This window comes from Pseudomonas sp. UBA6753, from assembly GCF_002453565.1.
Taxonomy (GTDB): domain Bacteria; phylum Pseudomonadota; class Gammaproteobacteria; order Pseudomonadales; family Pseudomonadaceae; genus Aquipseudomonas; species Aquipseudomonas putida_Z.
This window is the reverse complement of the sequence record NZ_DKHD01000003.1, coordinates 158,304-185,224: the sequence shown is the minus strand read 5'-3', so window position 1 is coordinate 185,224 and position 26,921 is coordinate 158,304. Positions and strand designations below refer to the sequence as shown.

At 63.3% G+C, this 26,921-nt stretch carries 24 protein-coding genes; 15 read left to right on the top strand and 9 right to left on the bottom strand.

The window, feature by feature from the left end; all coding sequences use genetic code 11:
• The first annotated feature begins 7 nt into the window (after window positions 1–7).
• Window positions 8–1,816 (top strand): sodium-extruding oxaloacetate decarboxylase subunit alpha, encoded by a 1,809-nt coding sequence (oadA, locus tag B2790_RS02585; RefSeq protein ID WP_025341144.1) that lies wholly within the window; start codon window positions 8–10, stop codon window positions 1,814–1,816.
• Window positions 1,817–2,000: 184 nt separating this feature from the next.
• Here the strand turns inward: oadA and B2790_RS02580 are convergent, their stop codons facing one another.
• From B2790_RS02580 to B2790_RS02570, 3 genes are read right to left on the bottom strand one after another with little or no spacing between them, the layout of a single operon-like run.
• A complete protein-coding gene (locus B2790_RS02580; RefSeq protein ID WP_286918175.1) occupies window positions 2,001–2,672 on the bottom strand; it encodes a GNAT family N-acetyltransferase in 672 nt (223 codons plus the stop codon).
• A gap of 7 nt (window positions 2,673–2,679) precedes the next feature.
• Window positions 2,680–3,126, bottom strand: coding sequence for a GNAT family N-acetyltransferase (locus B2790_RS02575; protein ID WP_286918174.1), 447 nt, complete (start codon window positions 3,124–3,126; stop codon window positions 2,680–2,682).
• Between the two features lie 11 nt (window positions 3,127–3,137).
• Window positions 3,138–3,767: an FMN-binding negative transcriptional regulator gene (locus B2790_RS02570; protein WP_286918173.1), complete on the bottom strand. Its 630-nt coding sequence runs from the start codon at window positions 3,765–3,767 to the stop codon at window positions 3,138–3,140.
• A 90-nt stretch (window positions 3,768–3,857) separates the two neighbouring features.
• Between B2790_RS02570 and B2790_RS02565 the strand changes: the two genes are divergently transcribed.
• Window positions 3,858–5,402, top strand: a complete 1,545-nt coding sequence (locus B2790_RS02565; RefSeq protein WP_286918172.1) for a PLP-dependent aminotransferase family protein — start codon at window positions 3,858–3,860, stop codon at window positions 5,400–5,402.
• Between the two features lie 175 nt (window positions 5,403–5,577).
• Here the strand turns inward: B2790_RS02565 and B2790_RS02560 are convergent, their stop codons facing one another.
• From B2790_RS02560 to aspA, 4 genes are all read right to left on the bottom strand, one after another.
• Complete coding sequence (locus B2790_RS02560; protein ID WP_137162679.1) at window positions 5,578–6,681, bottom strand: polyamine ABC transporter substrate-binding protein; 1,104 nt, start codon at window positions 6,679–6,681, stop codon at window positions 5,578–5,580.
• The gene (locus tag B2790_RS02555; RefSeq protein WP_286918171.1) at window positions 6,681–7,724 is read right to left on the bottom strand and encodes a histone deacetylase family protein; all 1,044 of its coding nucleotides are present in this window, start codon (window positions 7,722–7,724) and stop codon (window positions 6,681–6,683) included. Before B2790_RS02555 ends, B2790_RS02560 begins: the two co-directional genes overlap by 1 nt.
• Before the next feature lie 225 nt (window positions 7,725–7,949).
• The gene (locus tag B2790_RS02550; RefSeq protein ID WP_025341135.1) at window positions 7,950–8,942 is read right to left on the bottom strand and encodes an AraC family transcriptional regulator; all 993 of its coding nucleotides are present in this window, start codon (window positions 8,940–8,942) and stop codon (window positions 7,950–7,952) included.
• A gap of 244 nt (window positions 8,943–9,186) precedes the next feature.
• Window positions 9,187–10,611 carry an aspartate ammonia-lyase gene (gene aspA, locus B2790_RS02545; protein ID WP_003260072.1) on the bottom strand — a complete coding sequence of 475 codons (1,425 nt, stop codon included), beginning with the start codon at window positions 10,609–10,611 and terminating at the stop codon, window positions 9,187–9,189.
• A 182-nt stretch (window positions 10,612–10,793) separates the two neighbouring features.
• Between aspA and B2790_RS02540 the strand changes: the two genes are divergently transcribed.
• The 5 genes from B2790_RS02540 (at window position 10,794) to B2790_RS02520 (ending at window position 14,406) form a co-directional block, all read left to right on the top strand.
• Window positions 10,794–11,726, top strand: coding sequence for a LysR substrate-binding domain-containing protein (locus B2790_RS02540; RefSeq protein WP_161797629.1), 933 nt, complete (start codon window positions 10,794–10,796; stop codon window positions 11,724–11,726).
• Window positions 11,727–11,897: 171 nt separating this feature from the next.
• Window positions 11,898–12,389, top strand: coding sequence for a 5-(carboxyamino)imidazole ribonucleotide mutase (gene purE / locus B2790_RS02535; protein ID WP_003253304.1), 492 nt, complete (start codon window positions 11,898–11,900; stop codon window positions 12,387–12,389).
• A gap of 10 nt (window positions 12,390–12,399) precedes the next feature.
• Window positions 12,400–13,482, top strand: coding sequence for a 5-(carboxyamino)imidazole ribonucleotide synthase (locus B2790_RS02530; RefSeq protein WP_075046776.1), 1,083 nt, complete (start codon window positions 12,400–12,402; stop codon window positions 13,480–13,482).
• Between the two features lie 96 nt (window positions 13,483–13,578).
• Window positions 13,579–13,824, top strand: a complete 246-nt coding sequence (locus B2790_RS02525) for a GlsB/YeaQ/YmgE family stress response membrane protein (RefSeq protein ID WP_012274863.1) — start codon at window positions 13,579–13,581, stop codon at window positions 13,822–13,824.
• 48 nt (window positions 13,825–13,872) lie between these two features.
• Window positions 13,873–14,406: a DUF3299 domain-containing protein gene (locus B2790_RS02520; protein ID WP_161797630.1), complete on the top strand. Its 534-nt coding sequence runs from the start codon at window positions 13,873–13,875 to the stop codon at window positions 14,404–14,406.
• 124 nt (window positions 14,407–14,530) lie between these two features.
• Here the strand turns inward: B2790_RS02520 and B2790_RS02515 are convergent, their stop codons facing one another.
• Window positions 14,531–15,427 (bottom strand): D-hexose-6-phosphate mutarotase, encoded by an 897-nt coding sequence (locus B2790_RS02515; protein WP_286918170.1) that lies wholly within the window; start codon window positions 15,425–15,427, stop codon window positions 14,531–14,533.
• Window positions 15,428–15,498: 71 nt separating this feature from the next.
• Window positions 15,499–15,897 carry an acyl-CoA thioesterase gene (locus B2790_RS02510; protein ID WP_003253317.1) on the bottom strand — a complete coding sequence of 133 codons (399 nt, stop codon included), beginning with the start codon at window positions 15,895–15,897 and terminating at the stop codon, window positions 15,499–15,501.
• Window positions 15,898–16,257: 360 nt separating this feature from the next.
• Between B2790_RS02510 and B2790_RS02505 the strand changes: the two genes are divergently transcribed.
• From B2790_RS02505 to B2790_RS02470, 8 genes are all read left to right on the top strand, one after another.
• Window positions 16,258–17,547, top strand: a complete 1,290-nt coding sequence (locus B2790_RS02505; RefSeq protein WP_003258167.1) for an MFS transporter — start codon at window positions 16,258–16,260, stop codon at window positions 17,545–17,547.
• A gap of 217 nt (window positions 17,548–17,764) precedes the next feature.
• A complete protein-coding gene (locus B2790_RS02500; RefSeq protein ID WP_013974822.1) occupies window positions 17,765–18,763 on the top strand; it encodes a phosphate ABC transporter substrate-binding protein PstS in 999 nt (332 codons plus the stop codon).
• Window positions 18,764–18,902: 139 nt separating this feature from the next.
• Entirely contained in the window at window positions 18,903–21,191 is a 2,289-nt protein-coding gene (locus B2790_RS02495) for an ABC transporter permease subunit (protein ID WP_085588835.1), read from the top strand.
• Between the two features lie 71 nt (window positions 21,192–21,262).
• Window positions 21,263–22,879, top strand: coding sequence for a phosphate ABC transporter permease PstA (gene pstA / locus B2790_RS02490; RefSeq protein WP_170978884.1), 1,617 nt, complete (start codon window positions 21,263–21,265; stop codon window positions 22,877–22,879).
• 72 nt (window positions 22,880–22,951) lie between these two features.
• The gene (gene pstB / locus B2790_RS02485; protein ID WP_003258171.1) at window positions 22,952–23,785 is read left to right on the top strand and encodes a phosphate ABC transporter ATP-binding protein PstB; all 834 of its coding nucleotides are present in this window, start codon (window positions 22,952–22,954) and stop codon (window positions 23,783–23,785) included.
• 150 nt (window positions 23,786–23,935) lie between these two features.
• Window positions 23,936–24,706 (top strand): phosphate signaling complex protein PhoU, encoded by a 771-nt coding sequence (gene phoU, locus B2790_RS02480; RefSeq protein WP_013974818.1) that lies wholly within the window; start codon window positions 23,936–23,938, stop codon window positions 24,704–24,706.
• 164 nt (window positions 24,707–24,870) lie between these two features.
• The gene (locus B2790_RS02475) at window positions 24,871–25,767 is read left to right on the top strand and encodes a response regulator (protein ID WP_286918169.1); all 897 of its coding nucleotides are present in this window, start codon (window positions 24,871–24,873) and stop codon (window positions 25,765–25,767) included.
• Window positions 25,768–25,965: 198 nt separating this feature from the next.
• On the top strand, window positions 25,966–26,862 hold the full coding sequence (locus B2790_RS02470) for a M23 family metallopeptidase (RefSeq protein ID WP_013974816.1): 897 nt from the start codon (window positions 25,966–25,968) through the stop codon (window positions 26,860–26,862).
• The last annotated feature ends 59 nt before the right edge of the window (window positions 26,863–26,921 follow it).

The following is a 26,921-nucleotide window of genomic DNA, read 5'->3' as shown; positions in this document are numbered from 1 at the left end:
CCCCATAATGTCCAAGAAAATTCACGTAACCGACACGATCCTGCGCGACGCCCACCAGTCCCTGCTGGCCACCCGCATGCGTACCGAAGACATGCTGCCGATCTGCGACAAGCTCGACAAGGTCGGCTACTGGTCGCTGGAAGTCTGGGGTGGCGCCACCTTCGACGCCTGCGTGCGCTTCCTCAAGGAAGACCCGTGGGAGCGCCTGCGCAAGCTGCGCGCGGCGCTGCCCAACACCCGCCTGCAAATGCTGCTGCGCGGCCAGAACCTGCTGGGCTACCGCCACTACAGCGACGATGTGGTCAAGGCGTTCGTCGCCAAGGCAGCGGTCAACGGTATCGACGTGTTCCGCATCTTCGATGCGATGAACGACGTGCGTAACCTGCGCGTGGCCATCGAAGCGGTCAAGGCTGCCGGCAAGCACGCCCAGGGCACCATCGCCTACACCACCAGCCCGGTACACACCATCGAAGCCTTCGTGAAGCAGGCCAAGCAGATGGAAGCCATGGGTTGCGACTCGGTCGCGATCAAGGACATGGCCGGCCTGCTGACCCCGTTCGCCACCGGCGAACTGGTCAAGGCGTTGAAGGCCGAGCAGTCGCTGCCGGTGTTCATCCACTCCCACGACACTGCCGGCCTGGCCGCAATGTGCCAGCTGAAGGCTGTGGAAAACGGCGCCGATCACATCGACACCGCCATCTCCAGCTTCGCCTGGGGCACCAGCCACCCGGGTACCGAGTCGATGGTTGCCGCGCTCAAGGGCAGCGAATTCGATACCGGCCTGGACCTGGAGCTGCTGCAGGAAATCGGCCTGTACTTCTATGCCGTGCGCAAGAAGTACCACCAGTTCGAAAGCGAGTTCACCGCCGTGGACACTCGCGTGCAAGTCAACCAGGTACCGGGCGGCATGATTTCCAACCTGGCCAACCAGCTCAAGGAGCAGGGCGCCCTCAACCGCATGAACGAAGTGCTGGCTGAGATCCCGCGCGTGCGTGAAGACCTCGGCTTCCCACCGCTGGTAACCCCGACCTCGCAGATCGTCGGTACCCAGGCGTTCTTCAACGTGCTGGCCGGCGAGCGCTACAAGACCATCACCAACGAGGTGAAGCTGTACCTGCAAGGCGGTTACGGCAAGGCTCCGGGCGTGGTCAACGAGCAGCTGCGCCGTCAGGCGATCGGCAGTGAAGAAGTGATCGACGTGCGCCCGGCCGACCTGCTGAAGCCGGAAATGGCCAAGCTGCGTGCCGATATCGGCGCCCTGGCCCGTTGCGAAGAAGACGTGCTGACTTTCGCCATGTTCCCCGACATTGGCCGCAAGTTCCTCGAAGAACGCGAAGCCGGCACCCTGACCCCTGAAGTCCTGCTGCCAATTCCTGAAGCGGGCGCAGTGGCGTCTCATAGCGGTGAAGGCGTACCGACCGAGTTCGTCATCGACGTGCACGGCGAAACCTACCGCGTCGACATCACCGGTGTGGGCGTGAAGGCCGAAGGCAAGCGCCACTTCTACCTGTCGATCGACGGCATGCCGGAAGAAGTGGTGTTCGAGCCGCTCAACGAATTCGTCGGTGGCGGCAGCAGCAAGCGCAAGCAGGCCAGTGCCCCGGGCCACGTCAGCACCACCATGCCAGGCAACATCGTCGATGTGCTGGTCAAGGAAGGCGACATGGTCAAGACCGGCCAGGCCGTGCTGATCACCGAAGCCATGAAGATGGAGACCGAAGTGCAGGCGGGTATCGCTGGCAAGGTCGTGGCCATCCACGTGGCCAAGGGCGACCGCGTGACACCGGGCGAGATCCTGATCGAGATCGAAGGCTGAGATAAGCCCTCATCTACAAGCGGTTTACCTCTGGGGAGCGGATGCTCCCCTTTTTTTGCGTTGAATCTGCCGGCCTCTTCGCGGGCTTGCCCGCTCCCACAGGTCCTCCTCCAGTCTCGAGACCTGTGGAAAACCTGTAGGAGCGGGCAAGCCCGCGAAGTGGCCGGTTGGCCCAGTGCAATTCTCAACCCTTGCGGCACGCCTCCAAGGTCTGCACCTGTCCCTCGGGCTTCTGGTTTTCCTCGCTCAACCAACGCTCGAACCCGGCAGCCACCGCCGGCCACTCATCATCGGTGATCGAATACCACGCCGTATCCCGATTGTGGTCCTTCACCACCAGGTGCTTGCGGAACACTCCTTCATAAACAAAGCCAAACCGCTCCGCCGCACGCTTGGAGCGTGCGTTGGCGTTGTTGCACTTCCACTCCAGCCGGCGGTTGCCCAGCTCGAAGCCCAGCTTACCCAGCCGGTACACCGCTTCGGTGCCCTTGGGCGTACGCTGCATGGCAGCGCCGAAGGCGATGTGGCCGATTTCGATGCGGCCGTGGTCGGGCACGATCGACATCAGGCTCAGGATTCCCTGGGCCTGGCCGCTGGCGCGGTCGATGACGGTGTAGAACAGCGGGTCGCGGCCAGCGGCGTTGCCTTCCAGCCAACGGTCGAAGGCGGCACGTTCGGTGAACGGGCCATAGGGCAGGTAGTCCCACAGCGCCGGGTCGGCCGCCGGGCCTTGCAGCACCTCCCAGAGGTCGTCGCCATGGCGCGCCGGGTCGAGCTTTTCCAGGCGGATGAAGCGGCCGTCGATGGGCTCGGCCTGGGGGGCTGCGGCGGGTTTCCAGTTCAATGCGTCGGTCATGTTCGGCTTAGAACTCTTTGCGGAATTGGATGAAGCCCGAGCGCTCGGCGACCTGTTGGTACAGGCTGATGGCGGTGGCGTTGGTCTCATGGGTCAGCCAGTGCACCTTGGCGCAGTTGTCGGCCTTGGCTTTGGCGTAGACGTGCTCGATCAGCTGACGGCCGATGCCCAGGCCGCGCTGCGCGTTGTCCACATACAGGTCCTGCAGGTAGCAGGCGTTTCCGATGCTCCAGTTGGAACGATGGTAGATGAAGTTGACCATGCCCACTGCCTTGCCATCGACCCAGGCAAGGGCCGAATGAGTCGGTTCGTTCGGGTCGAGCAGGCGTTGCCAGGTGCTGAGGCTGACCTCTTCGGTCAATTCGGACTCATAGAAGTGCAAGTAGGCCTGCCACAGGGCGAGCCAGGCAGCATGGTCTTGGTTGGTGACAGGACGCAGGGTAACGCTGGACATGGGCTATTCCTTCAGAGTTGGCGCATGTGCGCCGCGAGTTGGTTATCCAGGTAATCGGGGCTGGCGCTCAGGCCTTCACGCACGCCGGCAATGTCTTGCTCAGAGCGGTTCTGGCTGAGCTTGCGCGCGCCCTGCAGGCGGGCGATGGGCAGGCGGATGCCGACGATGGCGCGGAGCATGCCATCGAGGTAGTCACGCGGGGCATCGGTGACGTTCCACGGTTCGCCGCGGCCTTGTTCGTGGTGCTCGGTCAGGCGGCTGACAATGGCCAGCAATGGCTCGGCTTCTTGAATCACTTGGGCCGGGCCATAGGCGTGCACGGCCAGGTAGTTCCAGGTTGGCACCACCTTGGGGTTGTCGGCTTTGCTCGGGTAGTAACCGGGGCTGACATAGGCATCGGCGCCGGGGAACACCAGCAGGGCTTCGCCACCTTGCTTCAGGTCGTGCCACTGGGGGTTGGCCCGCGCCAGGTGGGCATAGACGGTGCCGAATTCGCCTTCGGCGATATCGACCAGCACGGGCAGGTGCGTGGCCAGCAGGCCTTGTTCGCCCTTGCTGACCAGGATGGCCAGGCGGGTGTCGAGCATGTGCTGGTGCAGGCGCCCGAGGTCGTGTTCCTGATGGGGTTTGCTGTTGTACATGCTCGGTTTCCTTGTGCGATGGCTCCATCCTAGGCAGGCTATTGGTTCATAGTAAGAGCCATTAACAGCTGTTTTTATAGGTCCAATACCGTGAGCGAGCGCACCCTAGTGTTGCCTTTCGACCCTGCCGGAATCGCCCTCGATCGCCGCCGAGGGCTCAGCCAGCAGCTGTATCAGGCGCTACGTGCGCGGGTGCTGGACGGGCGCCTGAGCAGTGGCACGCGGCTACCGGCCACTCGTGATCTGGCCGCCATGCTGGCGCTGTCACGCAACAGCGTGGTGCGGGCCTATGACCAGCTATATGCCGAGGGCTACATCGAAAGCCGGGTAGGCGACGGCACCTATGTCAGCCAGTTACCGAAACTCTCCACTGCAAAACTATCCACACAAGTATCCACAGGGTTATCCCGGGGGTTATCAACAGACTTATCCACATTTTCCTCAGAAAATACTGAGGATTTATCCAGCAAATGCTGTTCCAGCGAGCCTTTGCAGCGCCTGAAAAGTAACCATCTGCCGCCCCCAAGAAGCGGTGCACCGCGTGCTTTTCGCGTCGGTATTCCGGCGTTCGACCTGTTCCCGTTCGACGTCTGGGCCAAGCTGCAGGCGGGTTTCTGGCGCAACCCGGCTCCGGCGCAGTTGGGTTATGGTGACCCGGCAGGCGAGCCACTGCTGCGCGAACTGATCGCGGCCTACCTGCGTCGCTCCCGTGGGCTGAGTTGTACTGCTGAACAAATTGTGATCACCAGTGGTGCGCAGCAGGCCATCAGCCTTTGTGCACAGTTGCTGTTGCAGCCGGGCGACGGTGTGGCTGTGGAAAACCCGGGTTACCGCGCAGCCGGGCATGCCTTTGCGCTGGCCGGTGGCAGGTTGTGTGGTGTGCCGGTGGACGAGGACGGCATGGACTGTCGCCGGCTCGGGCAGCTGACGGAATGCCGGCTGGCCTATGTCACGCCAGCCCACCAGTACCCGACCGGGGTGACCATGAGCCTGGCGCGACGCCTGGAACTGCTGGCCTGGGCCGAGCGCAGCGAAGGCTGGATCATCGAAGACGACTACGACGGCGAGTACCGCTACAGCGGTGCGCCCTTGGCCCCGCTAGCGGCGCTCGACCGGCACGGGCGGGTACTGTACGTCGGTACCTTCGGCAAGATCGCCTTTCCGGCGTTGCGCCTGGGCTACCTGGTATTGCCGCCACAAATGGCGCAGGCGTTCAGCCAGGGCAGGGCGCTGGCGGTGCGGCATTCGGAGGTCAGTAGCCAGTGCGTGATGGCCGAGTTCATGGCCCGGGGGCACTTCCAGCGGCATATCCGGCGCATGCGCAAGGCGGCGTTGAGCCGGCGCAATGTGCTGAAGGCTGGCTGGCCTGTGGATATTCCGGGTTTGGGCGGCATGCCGGAGGTGTCGGCCGGGCTGCATGTGAAGGTCGATGTGGATAACTTTGCGCGGGAGCAGGAGCTGGTGGCCAAGGCTGAAGCGTTGGGGGTGGAGGTGACGCCGCTGAGCAATTTCTGGCTGGCGGACAGTGAGGTACCTGTGGATAAAAGGGCAGGGCTGGTGCTGGGGTTTGCAGCGGTGCCGGAGGGGGAGATTGCCGAGGCTTTGATGCGCTTGCGCAAGGCCTGGAGAAAGTGAATGGGGCCGCTGTGCGGCCCTTCGCGGGCACGCCCGCTCCCACAGGGACTGCACCAGTCTTGAGAGCTGTGCGGCCCTGGGGAGCAACTGCTTGCTCTAAATCCTCAAGCTTGCGCGATCCCTGTGGGAGCTGGCTTGCCGGCGATTGGGCTGCAAAGCAGCCCCCGGCTCTGAATCAGGTGCCGGATTTGATTCGCGTCCAAGCCCTGGTCCGAGCCCGCTCGGCATCCCGCGCCAGGGGCTTGAGGGTATACAGCTTGGCCATCGCCTCCGCCGTCGGATACAGGTTGGGGTTGTTGCGAATCGCCGGGCTCACCTTGTCGGTCGCATCCTTGTTCGGGTTCGGGTACCCGACAAAGTCGCTGATCGGCGCAATCACTTCGGGCCGCAGCAGGTAGTTGATGAACGCGTGGGCATCTTCCGGGTTGGCCGCGTTCTTCGGAATCGCCAGCATGTCGAACCAGATCGGTGCACCTTCCTTGGGCAGGCGCATGTCCACCACTACGCCATTCTTCGCCTCGACAGCGCGGTTGGCGGCCTGCGAGAAGCTGCCGCTGTAGCCCACTGCCACGCAGATATCGCCGTTGGCGATGTCGGCCATGTATTTCGAGGAATGGAAGTAGGTGATGTGCGGGCGAATCTTCAGCATCAGCGCTTCGGCTTTCTTGTAATCAGCCGGTTTGTCGCTGTTCGGTGGCAAGCCCAGGTACTGCAACGCCAGCGGCATGATCTCCGACGGCGAGTCGAGCAGGGCCACGCCGCACTGCTTGAGCTTGGCGATGTTCTCTTCCTTGAAGATCAGGTCCCAGCTGTCCACCGGGGCGTTGTCGCCGAGCGCAGCCTTGACCTTGGCCGGGTTGAAGCCGATCAGCACGGTGCCGTACATGTAGGGCACGGCAAATTTGTTGCCGGGGTCGTTGGCCTCGATCAGCTTCATCAGCGCCGGGTCCAGGTGCTGCCAGTTCGGCAGCTTGCTGCGGTCCAGCGGCTGGAACACCCCCGCTTCGATCTGCTTGGCGAGGAACACGTTGGACGGCACTACCACGTCATACCCGGAGTTGCCGGTCAGCAGCTTGGCTTCCAGCGCCTCGTTGGTGTCGAAGATGTCGTAGACCAGCTTCACCCCGCTGTCTTTCTGGAACTCGGTGAGGGTTTGCGGGGTGATGTAGTCGAACCAGTTGTACACCCGCAGGGTGCGCTGTTCGGCCTGGGCATGCAGGGCACCGGTGAACAGGGTAGCGGCGATGAACGGGGCGAGCAGACGCTTGAGTCGGACCATTACCGGGCTCCTGGCTGGGCGCGCTGGAAGCCTTCCAGCACATTGACCGCGTTGATACCGATTTCTTCCACAGCGTAGCCGCCTTCCATCACGAACAGGGTCGGCTTGCCGAGTTGAGCGATGCGCTTGCCCATTTCCAGGTAGTCCGGGCTGTCCAGCTTGAACTGCGAGATCGGGTCGTCCTTGAAGGTATCCACGCCCAGCGAGATCACCAGCACATCGGCGTCATAGGCGGCGATGCGCTGGCAGGCGTCCTCCAGGGCAGCGCTCCAGGCGGCCCAGTCGCTGCCGGCCGGCAGTGGGTAGTTGATGTTGCAGCCTTCACCGGCACCCTCGCCGGTTTCATCGGCATAGCCGAGGAAGAACGGGAACTCGTCGCGCGGGTCGCCATGGATCGAGGCGAAGAACACATCGTTGCGGTTGTAGAAGATGTCCTGGGTGCCGTTGCCGTGGTGGTAGTCGACGTCGAGGATGGCGACCTTGCGCCGGCCCTGGTCGAGGAAGGCCTGTGCGGCGATCGCGGCGTTGTTCAGGTAGCAATAGCCACCCATGACTTCGCCGGCGGCATGGTGCCCTGGCGGGCGGCACAGGGCGAAGGCGGAATGGGCACCTTGCTGGATAGCCGCCTGGGCGGTGAGGGCGACCTGGGCGGCGCTGTAGGCGGCCTGCCAGGTACCGGCGGTGATCGGTGCGCCGGCATCGAAGCTGTAGTAGCCCAACTCACCGTGCAGGCCGATGGGTTTTACCTGGCGCAGGGTGCGTGCGGGCCAGGTGAACGGCAGCAAGTCGCCTTCCTGGCCCAGTGCGGCCCAGCGCGCCCAGGCGCCTTCGAAGAAGTCCAGGTAGCCGGCGCTGTGGATGCGCAGCAACGGTGCGCGACCGAAGTCGGTGGGGCCCTGGATGTCGCCAAGATTGCGCTTTTTGACCTGGTCGAGCACATGGTCGGCGCGTGACGGCATTTCGAAACAGGGCATCAGCTTGCCGTCGATCAGCTCGCAGCGGCCGTGGTGCAGGCGGTGGTCATCGGAATAGATCGTCAGCATTGTTGTTCTCCGGTGGGTACTGGCGTGGGCCCATTCTCATGGGCGGGCCAGTGGGGGAGAACGACGCAAGTGGCCAAAAGGGGATCGATATGGCCAAGCTCTTTGGCCCGCTTCTCCTGTACCGGCCTCTTCGCGGGCTTGCCCGCTCCCACAGGTATCCCGCAACACTGGAGAGTTGTGCAGAACCTGTGGGAGCGGGCAAGCCCGCGAAGAGGCCGGTACAGGTCAACCGCGGAAGTGACTGGGCGCGACGCCACTCCAACGCTGGAAGGCATGCCGAAAACTGGCGGTCTCGCTGAACCCCAGGCACTCGGCAATCCGATAGATCGGCATCTGCTCATCAGCCAGCATCTGTTTGGCCCGCTCGAACCTCAGTTCATCCAGCAGCTGTTGATAACTGCTGCCCAACGCCTGCAAATGCCGGCGCAGGGTGCGCGATGAACAGTTCATCTGCCGCGCCAGCCCTTCCAGCCCGGGCGCTGCATCCAGTTGCTGCGCCAGCAGTTGGCGAATCCGCCCCAGCCAGGCCTGGCGGCCGGTGAATTCCAGGTTCAGGCGCCGGCAGCGTTCGCTCATGGCCTTGTGGGTAATCGGGTCGGCCAGCGGCAGTGGCGTGTCCAGCCAGCGCTGTTCGAAGGCAAAGGCATTGTCCTCGGCGTCAAAACCGACCGGGCACTGGAATGCCCCGGCATAGAGTGCGTGGTAACCGGGCCGTGGGTGTTCGAAACGGGCTGCCAGCAGGGGCAGCGGGCGGCCGAGCAGGTCGTCGCAGATGACCTTGAGCGACACCAGGCAGAACTCGGCGTTGAAGGCGGTCAGCGTCGGGCTGTCGTGGTAGTCGCTGGCGCTGAACCAGACGCGCTGGCCGTCGTCGAGCAAACGCAGCTTGAAGACTGTTCCCAGCAGTGCCGGATACTGCAGCGCCAGGCGCAAGGCGTCACCCAAAGTGGCACTGGAGAGCAGGGCGTAACCGAGCATGCCGTAGCATGACACATGCATGCGCCGGCCCAGTTCCAGGCCGATATCCTCGCGCCGGGCAACGGCGTTGGCGCACACCTGCAGTTCCTGCTGGGTGGTGATGCGCGCATCGGCATGGCCCAGGTCTGCCGGGCCGATGCCGCTGCCGGCCAGCAGCGCCGACGCGTCGCAACCGTCTGCCTGGAAGACGTTGAGGATCAGCGAAACCGCGTTGAGGGTGGTCAGGTGGCTGTGCAGCATGCTGGGTAATCCCGTTGGGCTGGGACGCATTATGGAGCAAGTTGTGTGCCGATGTTCGGGGGCCGCTCCCACATTGGCCGGTGTACGCAGGGCTCTTGCAGGAGCGGCCTTGCGTCGCGATGGGCTGCAAAGCAGCCCCAAATCCTTCAGGCAAAAAAAAAGGCCCGAAGCATAGGCTCGGGCCTTGGAAAGGTTGAGAGGTGTCTAGTCCCTCGACCTGGTGAGACTGTTTACAGCGGCCTGGTTACGCCTTCAGCGGAACCAGACGGGGAGCGATCATGTTTTCCGGACGCAGGATGTCGTCGAGCATCGCGTCGTCCAGCAGCTTCTCTTCGCGCACCAGTTCCAGTACGCCGCGGCCGGTTTCCAGGGCAACGCGGGCGATACGGGTGGCGTTTTCGTAGCCGATGTACGGGTTCAGGGCGGTGACCAGGCCGATCGAGTGCTCGACCAGTTCACGGCAGCGCTGTTCGTTGGCGGTGATGCCGACGATGCAGTGCTCGCGCAGCATGTCCATGGCGCGTTGCAGCAGGCGGATCGAGTCGAAGATCTTGTAGGCGATCAGCGGCTCCATAACGTTCAGCTGCAGCTGGCCACCTTCGGCGGCGACGGTCAGGGCCAGGTCGTTGCCCATGATGGCGAAGGCCACCTGGTTGACGGCTTCCGGGATAACCGGGTTGACCTTGCCTGGCATGATCGAGCTGCCTGGCTGACGCGCTGGCAGGTTGATCTCGTTGATGCCGGTGCGCGGGCCGCTGGACAGCAGGCGCAGGTCGTTGCAGATCTTCGACAGCTTGACGGCGGTACGCTTGAGCATGCCGGAGAACAGCACGAAGGCGCCCATGTCCGAGGTGGCTTCGATCAGGTCGGCAGCCGGTACCAGTGGCTGGCCGCTAATGGCAGCCAGGCGCTGTACGGCCAGGGCCTGGTAGCCAGGGTCGGCGTTGATGCCGGTGCCGATGGCGGTACCGCCCAGGTTGATTTCGGTCAGCAGTTCCGGGGCCAGCGAGCGCAGGCGCTGCAGGTCTTCGGTCATGGTGGTGGCGAAGGCGCGGAATTCCTGGCCCAGGGTCATCGGTACGGCGTCCTGCAGCTGGGTACGGCCCATCTTCAGTACGTGGTCGAACTCTTTACCCTTGGCAGCGAAGGCCTGGATCAGGCTGTCGAGGCTGGCCAGCAGGGCGTCGTGGCCCAGCAGCAGGCCCAGACGGATGGCGGTCGGGTAGGCGTCGTTGGTCGACTGCGCCATGTTCACATCGTTGTTCGGGTGCAGGTACTGGTACTCACCCTTCTGGTGGCCCATGGCCTCCAGCGCGACGTTGGCGATGACTTCGTTGGCGTTCATGTTGGTAGAAGTACCAGCACCGCCCTGGATCATGTCCACCACGAACTGGTCGTGGTAATCGCCTTTGATCAGGCGGGCGCAGGCTGCGGTGATGGCAGCGTGCTTGGCATCGCTCAGGTGACCCAGCTCACGGTTGGCGTCGGCAGCAGCCTGCTTGACCATGGCCAGGGCCACGACCAGTTTCGGGTAGTGCGACAGCGGAACACCGGAGAGGTGGAAGTTGTTGGCAGCGCGCAGGGTCTGGATGCCGTAGTAGGCATCTGCAGGAACTTCAAGGGTACCCAACAAATCTTTTTCGACGCGGAACGATGCAGCGGAGGACATGATGTATATCATCTCGATTTTGACCCGGCACATGCCGGAATGGCGCCAATCCTAGGCCTGAAGGTGATTTTGCGGCCAATGCTGTTGCACGCTAACCTATGCACAAACGGCATAGTGTTTCATGTGACGCCAATTGACATTCGAGCGTGTTCCATTTTGGTGCACGCCAGGAGATGTGCTTCGTGAACCTTGAAAGCAAATGGCTGGAAGACTTCAGCGCGCTGGCCGCCACCCGCAGTTTTTCCCAGGCGGCAGAGCGGCGTTTCGTCACCCAACCGGCCTTCAGCCGGCGCATTCGCAGCCTGGAAGCAGCCTTGGGCCTGCAATTGGTGAATCGTTCCCGCACGCCGATCGAGCTGACAGAGGCCGGCCAGCTGTTTCTCGTCACTGCGCGTACTGTTGTCGACCAGTTGAGCGAAATTCTCCGCCACTTGCATCATCTGGAAGGCGGGCAGGGTGAGGTGGTGCAGGTAGCCGCGGCACACTCCCTGGCATCGGGCTTTTTCCCGCGTTGGGTGGCCCAGTTGCGCAACGACGGGTTGAACATCGCCACCCGCCTGGTTGCGACCAACGTCGGAGATGCCGTGCATGCATTACGCGAAGGTGGCTGCGACCTGATGCTGGCCTTCTATGACCCGGATGCCGCCCTGCAGATGGATGCCGAGATCTTCCCGTCGCTGCACATGGGCACCACTGAAATGTTGCCGGTATGCGCCGTGGACGCCGACGGCAAGCCGTTGTTCGACCTGGAAGGCGAGGGCAGCGTGCCGCTACTGGCCTATACCGCCGGCGCCTTCCTCGGTCGCTCGGTCAATCTGCTGCTGCGTCAGCGCAACCTGCGCTATACCACCGTCTATGAAACCGCCATGGCCGACAGTCTGAAGAGCATGGCGCTGGAAGGCATGGGCATCGCCTGGGTGCCGCGCCTGTCGATGCGTGGCGAACTGGAACGGGGTGAACTGGCGATCTGCGGCGGCAGCCAGTGGCACGTGCCGCTGGAAATCCGCCTTTACCGCTGCGCCCTGGTGCGCAAGGCCAATGTAAGGCTGTTGTGGCGCAAGCTCGAGGGGGCGGCGATGGTTGACCCAAAAGTCAGTCAAAGCCCCGAAAAATAAGGGGCGACAGTTGGTCGCCGGGGTGCCTTAAACGCACCACCTTACGGTATACTGCGCGGCCTTTCGACCGGATGCGTCCGGTCCTGATCAGCAAACAAGCCACGCCGGTCGTCCCGCGTGGCTTGTTGTTTTTTGACGCGCCCAAGGGCGCACAAGCGAAGAGGCTCGACGATGAGTGCACTGGTTGGCGTGATCATGGGCTCCAAGTCCGATTGGTCCACCCTTAGCCACACCGCCGATATGCTGGAAAAACTCGGCATTCCCTACGAGGTGAAGGTGGTTTCCGCCCACCGTACCCCGGATCTGCTGTTCCAGTATGCCGAGGAGGCTGAGGGCCGTGGCATCGAGGTGATCATCGCCGGTGCCGGTGGCGCAGCCCACCTGCCAGGCATGTGTGCCGCCAAGACCCACCTGCCGGTGCTGGGCGTGCCTGTGCAATCGTCGATGCTGTCGGGTGTCGATTCGCTGCTGTCGATCGTACAGATGCCAGCCGGCGTGCCGGTTGCCACCCTGGCCATCGGTCGTGCCGGTGCGGTCAACGCCGCGCTGCTGTCGGCCAGCATCCTCGGCGCCAAGTACCCGCAGTACCACGCGGCGCTCAAGCAGTTCCGCACGGAACAGACCGACACCGTGCTGGACAACCCAGACCCGCGCCAGGCTTGAGGCTCAACCCATGAAGATCGGTGTAATCGGTGGCGGCCAGCTGGGCCGCATGCTGGCCCTGGCGGGTACCCCGCTGGGCATGAACTTCGCCTTCCTCGACCCGGCGCCGGACGCCTGCGCTGCGCCGCTGGGCGAGCACCTGCGTGCCGACTACGGCGACCAGGACCACCTGCGCCAGCTGGCCGACGAAGTCGACCTGGTCACCTTCGAGTTCGAAAGCGTCCCGGCCGAGACCGTGGCCTTCCTCTCGCAGTTCGTGCCGGTGTACCCCAGCGCCGAAGCGCTGCGCATCGCCCGTGACCGCCTGTTCGAGAAGAGCATGTTCCGCGACCTGGGTATCCCTACCCCGGCCTTCGCCGACATCCTCTCGCAGGCCGACCTGGACGCCGCGGTGGCCAACATCGGCCTGCCGGCCGTGCTGAAAACCCGCACCCTGGGTTACGACGGCAAGGGCCAGAAGGTGCTGCGCACGCCTGAGGACGTGGTCGGTACCTTTGCCGAGCTGGGCAGCGTACCTTGCCTGCTGGAAGGCTTCGTGCCATTCACCGGCGAAGTGTCGCTGGTGGCCGTGCGTGCCCGTGATGGCGAAACCCGCTTCTACCCGCTGGTGCACAACACCCACGAAAGCGGCATCCTGCGCCTGTCGGTCGCCAGCCAGGCGCACCCGCTGCAGGCCCTGGCCGAAGACTACGTGGGCCGTGTGCTCAAGCAACTGGACTATGTGGGCGTGATGGCCTTCGAGTTCTTCGAAGTCGACGGTGGCCTGAAGGCCAACGAAATCGCCCCGCGCGTGCACAACTCCGGGCACTGGACCATCGAAGGCGCCGAGTGCAGTCAGTTCGAGAACCACCTGCGTGCCGTCGCCGGCCTGCCGCTGGGCTCGACCGCCAAGGTCGGCGAGAGCGCGATGCTCAACTTCATCGGTGAAGTGCCGGCGGTGGACAAGGTGGTTGCCATCGGTGACTGCCACCTGCACCACTACGGCAAGGCCTTCAAGGTTGGTCGCAAGGTTGGCCACGCCACCCTGCGCTGCCACGACATGGCCACCCTCGAGCGCAAGATTGCCGAAGTAGAAGCCCTGATCGGCAACTGATCGAACTTCTACCAGCGGCTTGCCCTCTGAAATGGCAACAAGCCAAAGCGCTGTCTAGGCTTTGGCTTGTTCCATCTTCACTGCAGAGGGATTGCCATGGGTATCATTGGAACCATCTTCATCGGCCTTATCGTCGGCCTGCTGGCCCGCTTCATCAAGCCGGGCGACGACAGTATGGGCTGGATCATGACTATTCTGCTGGGGATTGCCGGCTCGCTGCTGGCCACCTACGGCGGCCAGGCGCTGGGTATCTACCAGGCCGGGCAGGCTGCCGGTTTCCTTGGCGCGCTGATCGGTGCGGTGATCCTGCTGGTGATCTACGGATTCATCAAGAAACGTTGAATACTGGTTAGAATGCCCGGCAATTCATTCGAGTTGCCGAGCATTTTGATGCGTGCCTTTTTTCTCGCCCCACTGCTGTTGGCCAGCGCCCTGGCCCATGCCGAACTGCCTGAAACCGACTGGCTGGAGCTGATGCCCAAGTCGGACCAGCAGGCACTCGAGCAAATGCCCGATATCGACCACAATTCGCCGGAAGCCATGGGCACCTTTACCGACAAGGGCGGCCTGAAGCAGAGCAAGGGCCTGCCGGCGGTGATGTACTCGACCAAGACCGTGGCGGCCATGAACGGCAAGGATATTCGCCTGGGCGGCTACCCGGTGCCGCTGGAGAGCGACGCCAAGGGCAACAGCACGTTGTTCTTCCTGGTGCCGTACCCGGGCGCGTGCATCCATGTACCGCCACCACCACCGAACCAGCTGGTGCTGGTGCGCTACCCGAAAGGCCTGAAGATCGATGATATCTACACACCGCTGTGGGTCAGCGGCAAGCTGAAGGTGGAGAAGGTCAGCAATGACCTGGCCGATGCGGCCTATGCGCTGGATGCGGGGAAGGTGAGGGTGGTGGAGGATGCAGACCTCTGATTGCCTGCACCGGTCTCTTCGCGGGCTTGCCCGCTCCCACAGGTACTCCACAATTTTCAGGGCTTGTGGAGTACCTGTGGGAGCGGGCAAGCCCGCGAAGAGGCCCGCATAGGCACTGCAAGACTCAGATCATTTCACAGCCAATCCTGACCCCCAGCGAGCTGCTGCCCCCAGGCTTCAATTCCACCAGGTCATCCCACACATTCGCCGTCTCGATGCACAGCATCCGCTGCCACCCATCATCAGCCATGTCCGGCAGATCCCTGGCCCGTTCAGTCCAAGGGTTCCAGATCACCGCCGAGCGCGACCCGCTGCTGGTCAAGGTAATGCGCCGCTTCCAGTGCGGGTCGACGATGCTCAGGGTTTGCGGGGTCGCCAGGTAGATCCGGTCAGTCTCCCCGGCAAACGCCAGCGGCCCCTGCTGCTGGCGCTGCTCCCAGTCAGCCAGGGTCTCGATATAGCTCAGCCCCTCCACCCCTTCGACCCGCGCCTGGCGCACATCACTGACCGCGAAGTAGCTGTGCAGGGCCTGGCTGATGGTGATGGGGGTATTGCCCATGTTGCGGCTGGTCAGGTTCAGCTGCAGGTCCTTGCCCAGCTCCACTACCAGCTTCAGCTCGACGTCATGAGGCCAGCCAGGCAGGTCACCCTGCGCTTCCGGCAGTTCGAATTCGATGCGCAGGCCTTTGCCCGCTTCCTCGATAGCCAGCAATTGCCAGTCGCGCGCGCGCGCCAGGCCGTGCGCGGGTGCCTGTTCGCCGTGGTACATGGCCTGCACGGCCTGGGGGTTGCGCTGCAGGTTGCCGAACCACGGCCAGCACACCGGCACACCGGCGCGTACCGACTTGCCCTGGCGGAAGATGGCCTGGTCGCTCAGCCACAGCAGCGGTGGCTCGCCAACGCGCTGGTAGCTGAGGATCTGCGCGCCCTGCTGGGCTATCAGTAGTTCGGCTTGGTCGCTGCTGATACGCCAGCAGTTGAGTTCGCCATGTTGCTCGGTTACGACCTGGAAGGTAGCCATTGCATTCATCTCATTGATTGCCAGTGGGCCTTGGACCCGGGCACATGCAATGAGTTTACCGCCGGCGTGGCTCAGCGACGAGGTACGGAGCGGGTGCGGCCACTGCCGTCGATGGCGACGAAGACGAAGACTGCTTCGGTGACCTTGCGCCATTCGCTGGACAGCGGGTCGTCGCTCCATACTTCGACCATCATCTGGATCGAGCTGCGGCCGATTTCCAGGGTCTGGGTATAGAACGACAGCTGCGCGCCGACGGCGACCGGGACCAGAAAGGCCATGCGGTCGATGGCTACGGTGGCCACGCGGCCGCCGGCGACACGGCTGGCCATGGCGGTGCCGGCCAGGTCCATCTGGGCGACCAGCCAGCCGCCGAAGATGTCGCCAAACCCGTTGGTCTCGCGCGGCAGTGCGGTGATCTGCAAGGCCAGGTCACCTTGCGGGATAGGATCTTCTTGTTCGAGCTCAATCATGCGATGGGGCCTCTGACCCGTGACGCTTTTCGTTGGTGTGGCGCAAAGGCCGGGTAAACGATTCAGCTTGAAACATACTACGCCGATTTCGTTTCACTGAGCGGCCGTAGGGAAACTCTGCGAAACCGCCTGACATAAAGACCGGCGTTTTCGCACAACATCCCACGCTAGCAGCAACCTTTTCCTACGAACTGCCAGTATATAGAGCATAACGGCCAGCGACGACCGTGCATTCATGAATATGTGTAGGGATTTTGTATCGCTTCCGGCGCAGCTCAGCAATTTGCTATCTTCGCCTGTCTCCCACTCCAGAAGCCGCGTGCCAAGCGGCCTGCATGCCTACAAAGAGAACAATCAGCGATGACTTCCGTGCCGAGCAGTATCGAGCAGCCCTCGCGGCCGCTGACCCGCAGTGACTACAAGACTCTCTCACTGTCCGCCCTGGGCGGCGCGCTGGAGTTCTACGACTTCATCATCTTCGTGTTCTTCGCCACGGTGGTCGGCAAGCTGTTCTTCCCCGCCGACATGCCCGAATGGCTGCGCCTGATGCAAACCTTCGGCATTTTTGCCGCCGGCTACCTGGCGCGGCCGCTGGGCGGCATCATCATGGCCCACTTCGGTGACCTGCTCGGGCGCAAGAAGATGTTCACTCTGAGCATCTTCATGATGGCCCTGCCAACGCTGATCATGGGCCTGCTGCCCACCTATGCACAGATCGGCATGTGGGCGCCAATCCTGTTGCTGCTGATGCGCGTGATCCAGGGGGCGGCTATTGGCGGGGAGGTGCCGGGCGCCTGGGTATTCGTGTCCGAGCACGTGCCAGAGCGAAACACCGGCTACGCCTGCGGCACCCTCACCGCAGGGCTGACCGCGGGTATCCTGCTTGGCTCGCTGGTGGCGACTCTGATCAACAGCGTCTACAGCGCACAGGAAGTGGCCGATTACGCCTGGCGTATCCCGTTCCTGCTTGGCGGTGTATTTGGCCTGTTCTCTGTGTACCTGCGCCGTTGGCTGCACGAAACCCCGGTGTTCGCCGAGATGCAGCAGCGCAAGGCGCTGGCCGAGGAACTGCCGTTGCGCGCGGTGCTGCGTGACCATCGCGGTGCGATCATCCTGTCGATGCTGCTGACCTGGATGCTGTCGGCCGCCATCGTGGTACTCATCCTGATGACTCCGGCGCTGCTGCAGAGCATCTACCACATCAGCCCCACCGACTCGCTCAAGGCCAACAGCCTGGCCATCGTGCTGCTCAGCTTCGGCTGCATCGGCGCTGGCAGCCTGGCTGATCGTTTTGGCGCGGGCCGGGTGTTCGTGATCGGCAGCCTGTTGCTGCTGGCGACCTCCTGGACCTTCTACCACAGCCTGCCTACGCGTCCCGAGCTGCTGTTCCCGCTGTATGCAGTGACCGGCCTGTGCGTGGGCGTGATCGGTGCGGTGCCTTATGTGATGGTCAAGGCGTTCCCGGCGGTGGTGCGCTTCAGCGGGCTGTCGTTCTCGTACAACGTGGCCTACGCAATCTTTGGCGGGCTGACGCCGATGGTGGTGACTGCGCTGCTGAAAGTGAGCCCGATGGCGCCGGCCTACTATGTGGCGGGGCTGTGTGCCGTTGGTCTGGTTGTGGGCCTGTACCTGCTCGCCAACAAGCGCTGATCTACGCCAGGGCTACTGGCCTTTTCGCGGGCACGCCCGCTCCCACAAGGGTCACACAGTCCCTGTGGGAGCGGGCGTGCCCGCGAAGAGGCCAGACCTGCTTTTGATGATGGCCTTTCATCCAATTGTCATATTCAAGTCATATCGTATTCATGCGGCCTGCAGATACTTGGGCCCGTTCCATCCAACACCCCAATATTCCTGCTAGGAGCAAGGCATGAAACTGAAGCGTTTGATGGCGGCCCTCACCTTTGCCGCCGCTGGCGTTGCAACCGCCAACGCGGTAGCCGCTGTCGATCCTGCGATCCCGACCTACACCAAGACCACCGGTGTTTCGGGCAACCTCTCCAGCGTCGGTTCGGACACCCTCGCCAACCTGATGACTCTGTGGGCCGAGGCCTACAAGAAGGAATATCCGAACGTAAACATCCAGATCCAGGCTGCCGGCTCCTCCACCGCGCCACCCGCGCTGACCGAAGGCACCGCCAACCTCGGCCCGATGAGCCGCAAGATGAAGGACGTCGAGCTGCAGGCCTTCGAGCAGAAGTACGGCTACAAACCGACCGCCATCCCGGTCGCCGTAGACGCCCTGGCTGTGTTCGTGCACAAGGACAACCCGATCAAAGGCCTGACCATGGCCCAGGTCGACGCCATCTTCTCTTCCACCCGCCTGTGCGGTGGCAAAGCCGACGTCAAGACCTGGGGTGACCTGGGCGTGACCGGCGACCTGGCCAACAAGCCAGTACAGCTGTTCGGCCGTAACTCGGTATCGGGCACCTACGGCTACTTCAAGGAAGAAGCCCTGTGCAAAGGCGACTTCAAGCCTAACGTCAACGAACAGCCTGGCTCGGCCTCGGTCGTGCAGTCGATCAGCTCCTCGCTGAACGGCATCGGCTACTCGGGCATCGGCTACAAGACCGCCAGCGTCAAGACCGTGGCCCTGGCCAAGAAGGAAGGCGGCGAGTTCGTTGAAGACAACGAAGCCAACGCCCTGAACGGCACCTACCCGCTGTCGCGCTTCCTGTACGTCTACGTCAACAAGGCCCCGAACAAGCCTCTGGCCCCGCTGGAAGCCGAGTTCGTCAAGCTGGTGCTGTCGCAAGCTGGCCAGCAGGTCGTGGTGAAGGATGGCTACATCCCGCTGCCGGCCAAAGTCGTCGACAAGACCTTGGCTGACTTGGGCCTGTCCCACGCAGGTAACGTCGCAAAAAAGTAAGTAATTGAAGGGGAGGCCGGCGCTGATGCCCGGCCTCTTCCACGAAATTCCAGTCCGAAGCCAGGTTTCCTGTGCGGCGGGCTTTCGTGCGTCACCACTTTGTAATGTTTTTGTCACACGGGACCGCTAGGGTGTGCGCATGAATGATCTGGCCAACTCCAACATGACCCAAAACTCCCAGCCCGTGCGGATTGATTTCAATACGCCGGAGTTGCAACGCAAGCGCCGCATGCGCGCGCTCAAGGACCGCCTGACCCGCTGGTATGTACTGGTGGGCGGGCTTGCCGTATTGGCGGCGATCACCCTGATCTTCTTCTATCTGGCCTATGTGGTGCTGCCGCTGTTCCAGGGCGCCGAGCTGACCAGTAAGAAAGCCCTGGAGCCGACCTGGCTGCAACAGGATGCCGGCAAGCCGCTGATGATCGCGCTTGAAGAGCAGAACCTGGTGGGCATGCGCGTTTCGGACAAGGGCCAGGCACTGTTCTTCGATACCAAGACCGGTAACGAGCTCAAGCGTTTCGACCTGCCAGTGCCGGCAGGCACCCAGGTCACTTCGATCAGTGCCGACCAGCCGGGCAGTCCGCTGGTGGTGCTGGGCTTGTCCAATGGCCAGGCGCTGGTGTTCCACCACACCTACAAGATCACCTACCCGGACAACAAGAAAACCATCGCCCCCGGCATCGACTACCCGTACGGCGAGCAACCGTTCGTGCTCGACGAGCAGGGCCGTGCGCTGGAGCATGTCAGTGTCAACGTCAATGGCGACACCCTGCTGATGGCCGGTTCCACCGGCGCGCACCTGCAGGTGGTCGAGCTGACCCGCACCGAAAACATGATGACCGAAGAGGTCACCACCGAGCAGAACCGCATCGAATTGCCGCAGATGACCGAAACGGTGAAGAACATCTTCATCGACCCGCGTCAGCAGTGGCTGTACGTGATCAACGGCCGCGCCACCGCAGACGTGTTCAACCTGCGCGACAAGAGCCTCAACGGCCGCTACAAGCTGTCTGAAAGCGCCGACACCGAAATTACCGCCACCGCCCAGCTGGTCGGCGGCATCTCGCTGATCATCGGCGACTCCAAGGGCGGCCTGGCCCAGTGGTTCATGGCCCGTGACCCGGATGGCGAATCCCGTTTCAAGCTGATCCGCACCTTCCAGATGGGCAAGGCCGCAGTCGTACAGATCGACGCCGAAGAGCGCCGCAAGGGCTTCGTCGCCCTCGACGCCGCAGGCGAGCTGGGCGTGTTCCACAGCACCGCGCACCGTACCCTGCTGGTCGAGCCTGCCGCCGAAGGCCCTGGCATCCTGGCCCTTTCGCCACGTGCCAACCGCATCATCATCGAAGAAGGCGGCAAGCTGCTGCCACTGAGCCTGCGCAACCCGCACCCGGAAATTTCCTTCAGCGCGCTGTGGGGCAAGGTGTGGTACGAGAACTACGACGAGCCGAAATATGTCTGGCAATCGACCGCCTCGAACACCGACTTCGAGCCCAAGCTGAGCCTGTCGCCGCTGACCTTCGGTACCCTGAAGGCCGCGTTCTACGCCATGATCCTGGCGGCCCCGCTGGCGATTGCCGCGGCCATCTACACCGCCTACTTCATGGCCCCTGGCATGCGCCGCAAGGTCAAGCCGGTGATCGAACTGATGGAAGCGATGCCGACCGTGATCCTCGGCTTCTTCGCCGGCCTGTTCCTCGCCCCGTACCTGGAAGGCCACCTGCCGGGCGTGTTCAGCCTGTTCCTGCTGATGCCGCTCGGTATCCTGCTGGCCGGCTTTGCCTGGACCCGCCTGCCCGAGTCGATCCGCCTGCGTATCCCGGATGGCTGGGAAGCGGCGATCCTGATCCCGGTCATCCTGTTCACCGGCTGGTTCGCCCTGACCATGAGCCCGCACCTCGAGAACTGGTTCTTTGGCGGCGACATGCGCCTGTGGATCACCAACGACCTGGGGATAACCTACGACCAGCGCAACGCCCTGGTCGTGGGTATCGCCATGGGCTTCGCGGTCATCCCGAACATCTACTCCATCGCCGAAGACGCCGTGTTCAGCGTGCCGCGCAGCCTGACCCTGGGCTCCCTGGCCCTGGGAGCGACGCCATGGCAGACCCTGACTCGCGTGGTCATCCTCACCGCCAGCCCGGGTATCTTCTCGGCGCTGATGATCGGCATGGGCCGTGCGGTGGGCGAGACCATGATCGTGCTGATGGCCACCGGCAACACCCCGGTGATGGAGCTGAACCTGTTCGAGGGCATGCGCACCCTGGCCGCCAACGTGGCCGTGGAAATGCCGGAGTCGGAAGTCGGCGGCAGCCACTACCGCGTGCTGTTCCTGGCCGCGCTGGTGCTGCTGATGTTCACCTTCATCATGAACACCTTGGCCGAGCTGATTCGCCAGCGTCTGCGCAAGAAATACTCGTCGCTTTGATAGAAAGGTAGCGATCCGTGAAAAAGGATTCCCTCAAAGGCTGGTTCAAGAGCGGCGCCCCAGGCGTCTGGATGAGCGGCGGCGCGGTGGCCATGGCAGTGATCATGACCGTTGGCCTGCTGGCGGTGATTGCCGTGCGCGGCCTGGGCCACTTCTGGCCGGCCGACCTTGTCCAGGCCACCTACAAGGTGCCGGGCCAGGCCGACCACGTCGTCATTGGCGAAGTGGTGCAAAAGGAAGAAGTACCCCGTGCCCGCCTGAAGGGCGCCGGCCTGCCAGTGCCTGACCAAGGCCCGGAGTTCATGACCCGTGAGCTGATCAAGGTGGGCAACCGCGATCTCAACGGCAGCGACTTCACCTGGGTGGTCGGCGACTGGCTGGTCGACGAAAAGCGCCCGACCGACCTGATCGCCCTGGAGCGTCGCGAGTGGGGCAACTTCTACGGCTACCTGGTCAGCGTCAAGGAAGAAGGCCGCGTGGTCGCCGAAGGTGCTGCCGCCTGGGCCGAGCTGCAGGCCCGCCTCAAGCGCGCCAACCAGCTCAACAGCGAACTGCAAAGCCTCGAGAAGAAAGACATCGGTGCCATCAACCATGGCCTCGAGCGCCTGCGTCTGCAGGCGCGCAAGCTGGAGCTGGACGGCAAGCTGGACGCCGCCGCCCAGGCCGACATGGACGCCGAGCGCGCCGAGCTGAACAGCCGCTACAAGGCCATCGAAGACCGCCTGACCGGCCTGCACCAGGCCTTCGCTCGCGACAGCCTGGTGGCCCGCGATGGCAACGGCCGTGAAGTGGAAATCAACCTAAGCAAGGTGGTGCACGCCATCCAGCCGAACGCCATGTCGGGGTTCACCAAGCTGGGCACCTACTTCACCAAGGTCTGGGAGTTCCTCAGCGACGACCCGCGTGAAGCCAACACCGAGGGCGGTATCTTCCCGGCCATCTTCGGTACCGTGATGATGACCCTGATCATGGCCGTGATCGTCACCCCGTTCGGTGTGCTGGCTGCCGTGTACCTGCGCGAATACGCCAGACAGGGCCCGGTGACCCGCCTGATCCGCATCGCAGTGAACAACCTGGCCGGTGTACCGGCGATCGTCTACGGCGTGTTCGGCCTGGGCTTCTTCGTCTATGTGCTGGGTGGCTCGATCGACCGCCTGTTCTTCCCCGAAGCACTGCCGGCGCCAACCCTGGGTACCCCGGGCCTGCTGTGGGCGTCTTTAACCTTGGCGCTGCTGGCCGTGCCGGTGGTGATCGTGGCCACCGAGGAAGGCCTGGCGCGTATTCCGCGTACCGTGCGTGAGGGCTCGCTGGCCCTGGGCGCGACCAAGGCCGAAACCCTGTGGAAGATCGTCCTGCCAATGGCCAGCCCGGCGATGATGACCGGCATGATCCTCGCCGTGGCCCGCGCCGCCGGTGAAGTGGCACCGCTGATGCTGGTAGGTGTGGTGAAGCTGGCCCCGTCGCTGCCGGTGGACGGGAACTACCCGTACCTGCACCTGGACCAGAAAATCATGCACCTGGGCTTCCACATTTATGACGTCGGCTTCCAGAGCCCCAACGTTGAGGCCGCGCGGCCGCTGGTGTACGCCACGGCGTTGCTGCTGGTGCTGGTGATCGCGGCCCTTAACCTCTCGGCCGTGTGGATCCGTAACCACCTGCGCGAGAAGTACAAGGCCCTCGACAGCTGATCCTGATTGCAAGCGTGCCGCCCGTGAGCCGGGCGGCCCTTTGAAACGAATTGTTAGCGTATGGAGTTGACCATGCAGCAAGAATCCCATACCCACGGCATCGACATGTCTGCCCTGGGCCGCGACAAGCAGAGCCTGCGCCTGGCCGAAGAAACCGTAGCCATCGAAGTGCCGGGCCTGAGCCTGTTCTACGGCGACAAACAAGCGCTGTTCGACGTGCAGATGAACATCCCCAAGCAGCGCGTGACCGCCTTCATCGGCCCGTCCGGCTGCGGCAAGTCGACCCTGTTGCGCACCTTCAACCGCATGAACGACCTGGTTGACGGCTGCCGCGTGGAAGGCGCCATCAACCTGTACGGCAACAACATCTACCGCAAGGGCGAAGACGTGGCCGAGCTGCGCCGCCGTGTGGGCATGGTGTTCCAGAAGCCCAACCCGTTCCCCAAGACCATCTACGAAAACGTGGTCTACGGCCTGCGCATCCAGGGCATCAACAAGAAGCGCGTGCTCGACGAAGCGGTCGAGTGGGCGCTGAAGGGCGCGGCCCTGTGGGACGAGGTCAAGGACCGCCTGCACGATTCGGCACTGGGCCTGTCCGGTGGCCAGCAGCAGCGTCTGGTCATCGCCCGTACCATCGCCGTGGAGCCGGAAGTGCTGCTGCTCGACGAACCGTGCTCGGCACTGGACCCGATCTCGACGCTGAAAGTCGAGGAACTGATCTACGAATTGAAATCCAAGTACACCATCGTCATCGTGACCCACAACATGCAGCAGGCGGCCCGTGTTTCGGACTACACCGCGTTCATGTACATGGGCAAACTGGTCGAATTCGGGGATACCGACACCCTGTTCACCAACCCGGCGAAGAAGCAGACCGAAGACTACATCACCGGTCGCTACGGCTAGCAGCCGCGCGGCCCCTGTGGGAGCGGGCGTGCCCGCGAAGCAGGCGCCGCGGTGTGTGGCACCGGCTTCGCCGGTGTTCGCGGGCACGCCCGCTCCCACAGGGAATGACATGAACTACCTGAAGCTTGCAGCTTCTTCGCGGAGCGAACGATGATCAACAAAGAAAGCCTTACGCATCACATTTCCCAGCAGTTCAACGCCGAGCTCGAAGAGGTGCGTAGCCACCTGCTGGCCATGGGCGGGCTGGTCGAAAAGCAGGTCAACGACGCAGTCACTGCGCTGATCGAAGCCGACTCGGGCCTGGCCCAGCAAGTGCGCGAAGTCGACGAGCAGATCAACCAGATGGAGCGCAACATCGACGAGGAGTGCCTGCGCATCCTCGCCCGTCGTCAGCCGGCGGCCTCCGACCTGCGCCTGATCATCAGCATCTCCAAGTCGGTGATCGACCTGGAGCGCATCGGTGACGAGTCGACCAAGATCGCCCGCCGCGCCATCCAGCTGTGCGAGGAAGGCGAGTCGCCGCGCGGCTATGTCGAAGTGCGCCACATCGGCGACCAGGTACGCAACATGGTCCGCGACGCGCTGGACGCCTTTGCCCGCTTCGACGCCGACCTGGCGCTGTCGGTGGCCCAGTACGACAAGACCATCGACCGTGAATACAAGACCGCCCTGCGTGAGCTGGTGACCTACATGATGGAAGACCCGCGCTCGATCTCGCGGGTACTGAGCGTTATCTGGGTCCTGCGTTCGCTGGAGCGTATCGGCGACCATGCGCGCAACATCTCCGAGCTGGTGATCTACCTGGTGCGCGGCACCGACGTGCGTCACATGGGCCTCAAGCGCATGACGGCAGAAGTGCAGGGCACTGCTGTTTCCGATGGCGAAAACGCTAATGTTCCGGCCGAACCTGACGATAAGTAAGGTTGCTCCCGAGCATCGACGCCCGGCCTTGGCCGGGCGTTTTCGTTTGCGGTCGAGGAGCCGGCAGGCACCCGCGAACGATGTGAAGAAGTCCCGGCGTGACCAGGTTGTAGCAAGTGGCCATTATTCGGCGGTAGGCTAGTCGGGATTCAGAAGGAGTATCGATGAGTAAAGTGAATGTGCTGGTCGTGGATGACGCCCCGTTTATCCGTGACCTGGTCCGCAAGTGCCTGCGTAATGCCTTCCCGGGCATGACCATCGACGACGCCGTCAACGGTCGCAAGGCCATGGCCATGCTGGGCAAGGAAGCGTTCGACCTGGTTCTGTGCGACTGGGAGATGCCGGAAATGTCCGGTCTGGAACTGCTCACCTGGTGCCGCCAGCAGCCTGAGTTGAAGAATCTGCAGTTCATCATGGTGACCAGCCGTGGCGACAAGGAAAACGTCATCCAGGCGATTCAGGCGGGCGTTTCCGATTTTGTCGGCAAGCCGTTCACCAACGAGCAATTGCTGACCAAGGTGAAAAAGGCCCTGACCAAGATCGGCAAGCTCGAGAGCCTGATGGCCAGCGGCCCGGCACGGGTCAACTCGGCGTTCGCCAATGACTCGCTGAATGCGCTGACAGCCGGCAAGCCTGAAGCGGTGAAGGTCACGGCGCCAGCGCCGGCGCCTGCACCCGCCAGGCCTGTGGCCAGTGCCCCCCGGCCCGCCGCTCCAACGCCGACCGGCCGTGGCCAGGGCCAGTTGCGCCTGGCCGGCGGCATGCAGCCATGCGTGATCAAGGCGCTGAGCCTGAAAGAGGCCTTGCTGGTGGTGCGCCGTGGCGAAGCGCTGCCCCAAGTGCTGGAAGGCGCAGTGCTGGACCTGGAGCAGGGCGAGAACGCCGAAGTCGCGCGCTTGAACGGCTACCTGCATGCCGTCGCGGCACTGGAACCCAAACCTGACAGTGACTGGTTGCAACTGACCTTCAAGTTCGTCGACCAGGATGCCCAGAAGCTCGACTACCTGTCGCGGCTGATTGCCCGCGGGACGGCGCAGAAGCATTTCACCCCGGGCGCCTGAGTAATCACTACTGGCCCCATCGCCGGCAAGCCAGCTCCCACAGGTACAGCGTCAACTTCTGGCCTTGTGCATTTCCTGTGGGAGCTGGCTTGCCGGCGATGGGGCCAGTCCTGTTGACGCCATCCGACCAACTGTCATACCCGCCGCAAAACCCCCTGCTAGGCTTCGACAAATCATAACTGTCAAAAAGCCACTATCATGCCCGCCCGCCTGCTGCTGTTCTGTGCATTGCTCATGGCCTCGGCGTCGAGCCTGGGCATGACTATCTACGAGATCACCGATGATGGCCGCGTGACCTCCTATTCCGACCGGCCCGGCCCCGGTGCCAAAACCTTTGTGCGGCGCGTACCCATGGTCGAAGTGCCCGAAGGCCAGGTGCTGCTGAACGCGATAACCTTCAACGGCGGCGTGAGCTTTTCGGCCCGCAACCAGCTGCATGTGCCGGTGGAGGTAGAGCTGCGCCTGGACAACCTGGTGAACGCACAGGGTGGCAATGCCCCGCGTACCGTGCGCCGGGTACTGCCGCCGCGCACCACGCAAATGCTCAGCGTGCTCAGGGGGCGGCCCGGGATGCTGCTGAACTACCGCTCGACCCTGCTGCAGGCCATGGGCGACCCGGGCAAGCGGCCCCAGGGCTTCCGCTATGCATTCCCCTGGATTGGCGGGCCGTTCCGCGTGACCCAGGGCCCCAATGGCCGGGTCAGCCATTTTGGGCCCAAGGGGCGTTATGCCATGGATATCGCCATGCCCGAAGGCACCACCATCATCGCGGCGCGGGAAGGGGTGGTGGTGAAGACGGAGAACAGCCAGAGCGGGCGGGGCCCCAACCCGTCGGGCAATTTCGTCAGGATCCTGCACCCGGACGGTACCATGGGCGTCTACCTGCACCTGATGCGCGGGTCGGTGGTAGTGGCGGAGGGGCAACGAGTGCGGCAGGGGCAGATGCTTGCCAAGTCGGGCAATACCGGCAACAGCACCGGGCCCCACCTGCATTTCGTGGTGCAGCGCAATGTGGGGTTGGCGCTGGAGTCGATACCTTATCGGTTCGACAGGCCGATCGGAGGGTTGCCTGACTTCACTGCGGGTAATCCATGATCCGTGTCGGCTTCTTCGCGGGCTCGCCCGCTCCCACAGGTAATCTGAAAGGCCTGGCC

What these genes read in the sequence shown, in the direction of transcription:
- oadA (WP_025341144.1), top strand. Translation starts at nt 8, where the DNA reads ATGTCCAAGAAAATTCACGTAACCGACACGATCCTGCGCGACGCCCAC.
- B2790_RS02580 (WP_286918175.1), bottom strand. Translation starts at nt 2,672, where the DNA reads ATGACCGACGCATTGAACTGGAAACCCGCCGCAGCCCCCCAGGCCGAG.
- B2790_RS02575 (WP_286918174.1), bottom strand. Translation starts at nt 3,126, where the DNA reads ATGTCCAGCGTTACCCTGCGTCCTGTCACCAACCAAGACCATGCTGCC.
- B2790_RS02570 (WP_286918173.1), bottom strand. Translation starts at nt 3,767, where the DNA reads ATGTACAACAGCAAACCCCATCAGGAACACGACCTCGGGCGCCTGCAC.
- B2790_RS02560 (WP_137162679.1), bottom strand. Translation starts at nt 6,681, where the DNA reads ATGGTCCGACTCAAGCGTCTGCTCGCCCCGTTCATCGCCGCTACCCTG.
- B2790_RS02555 (WP_286918171.1), bottom strand. Translation starts at nt 7,724, where the DNA reads ATGCTGACGATCTATTCCGATGACCACCGCCTGCACCACGGCCGCTGC.
- B2790_RS02550 (WP_025341135.1), bottom strand. Translation starts at nt 8,942, where the DNA reads ATGCTGCACAGCCACCTGACCACCCTCAACGCGGTTTCGCTGATCCTC.
- aspA (WP_003260072.1), bottom strand. Translation starts at nt 10,611, where the DNA reads ATGTCCTCCGCTGCATCGTTCCGCGTCGAAAAAGATTTGTTGGGTACC.
- purE (WP_003253304.1), top strand. Translation starts at nt 11,898, where the DNA reads ATGAGTGCACTGGTTGGCGTGATCATGGGCTCCAAGTCCGATTGGTCC.
- B2790_RS02530 (WP_075046776.1), top strand. Translation starts at nt 12,400, where the DNA reads ATGAAGATCGGTGTAATCGGTGGCGGCCAGCTGGGCCGCATGCTGGCC.
- B2790_RS02525 (WP_012274863.1), top strand. Translation starts at nt 13,579, where the DNA reads ATGGGTATCATTGGAACCATCTTCATCGGCCTTATCGTCGGCCTGCTG.
- B2790_RS02520 (WP_161797630.1), top strand. Translation starts at nt 13,873, where the DNA reads ATGCGTGCCTTTTTTCTCGCCCCACTGCTGTTGGCCAGCGCCCTGGCC.
- B2790_RS02515 (WP_286918170.1), bottom strand. Translation starts at nt 15,427, where the DNA reads ATGGCTACCTTCCAGGTCGTAACCGAGCAACATGGCGAACTCAACTGC.
- B2790_RS02510 (WP_003253317.1), bottom strand. Translation starts at nt 15,897, where the DNA reads ATGATTGAGCTCGAACAAGAAGATCCTATCCCGCAAGGTGACCTGGCC.
- B2790_RS02505 (WP_003258167.1), top strand. Translation starts at nt 16,258, where the DNA reads ATGACTTCCGTGCCGAGCAGTATCGAGCAGCCCTCGCGGCCGCTGACC.
- B2790_RS02500 (WP_013974822.1), top strand. Translation starts at nt 17,765, where the DNA reads ATGAAACTGAAGCGTTTGATGGCGGCCCTCACCTTTGCCGCCGCTGGC.
- B2790_RS02495 (WP_085588835.1), top strand. Translation starts at nt 18,903, where the DNA reads ATGAATGATCTGGCCAACTCCAACATGACCCAAAACTCCCAGCCCGTG.
- pstA (WP_170978884.1), top strand. Translation starts at nt 21,263, where the DNA reads ATGAGCGGCGGCGCGGTGGCCATGGCAGTGATCATGACCGTTGGCCTG.
- pstB (WP_003258171.1), top strand. Translation starts at nt 22,952, where the DNA reads ATGCAGCAAGAATCCCATACCCACGGCATCGACATGTCTGCCCTGGGC.
- phoU (WP_013974818.1), top strand. Translation starts at nt 23,936, where the DNA reads ATGATCAACAAAGAAAGCCTTACGCATCACATTTCCCAGCAGTTCAAC.
- B2790_RS02475 (WP_286918169.1), top strand. Translation starts at nt 24,871, where the DNA reads ATGAGTAAAGTGAATGTGCTGGTCGTGGATGACGCCCCGTTTATCCGT.
- B2790_RS02470 (WP_013974816.1), top strand. Translation starts at nt 25,966, where the DNA reads ATGCCCGCCCGCCTGCTGCTGTTCTGTGCATTGCTCATGGCCTCGGCG.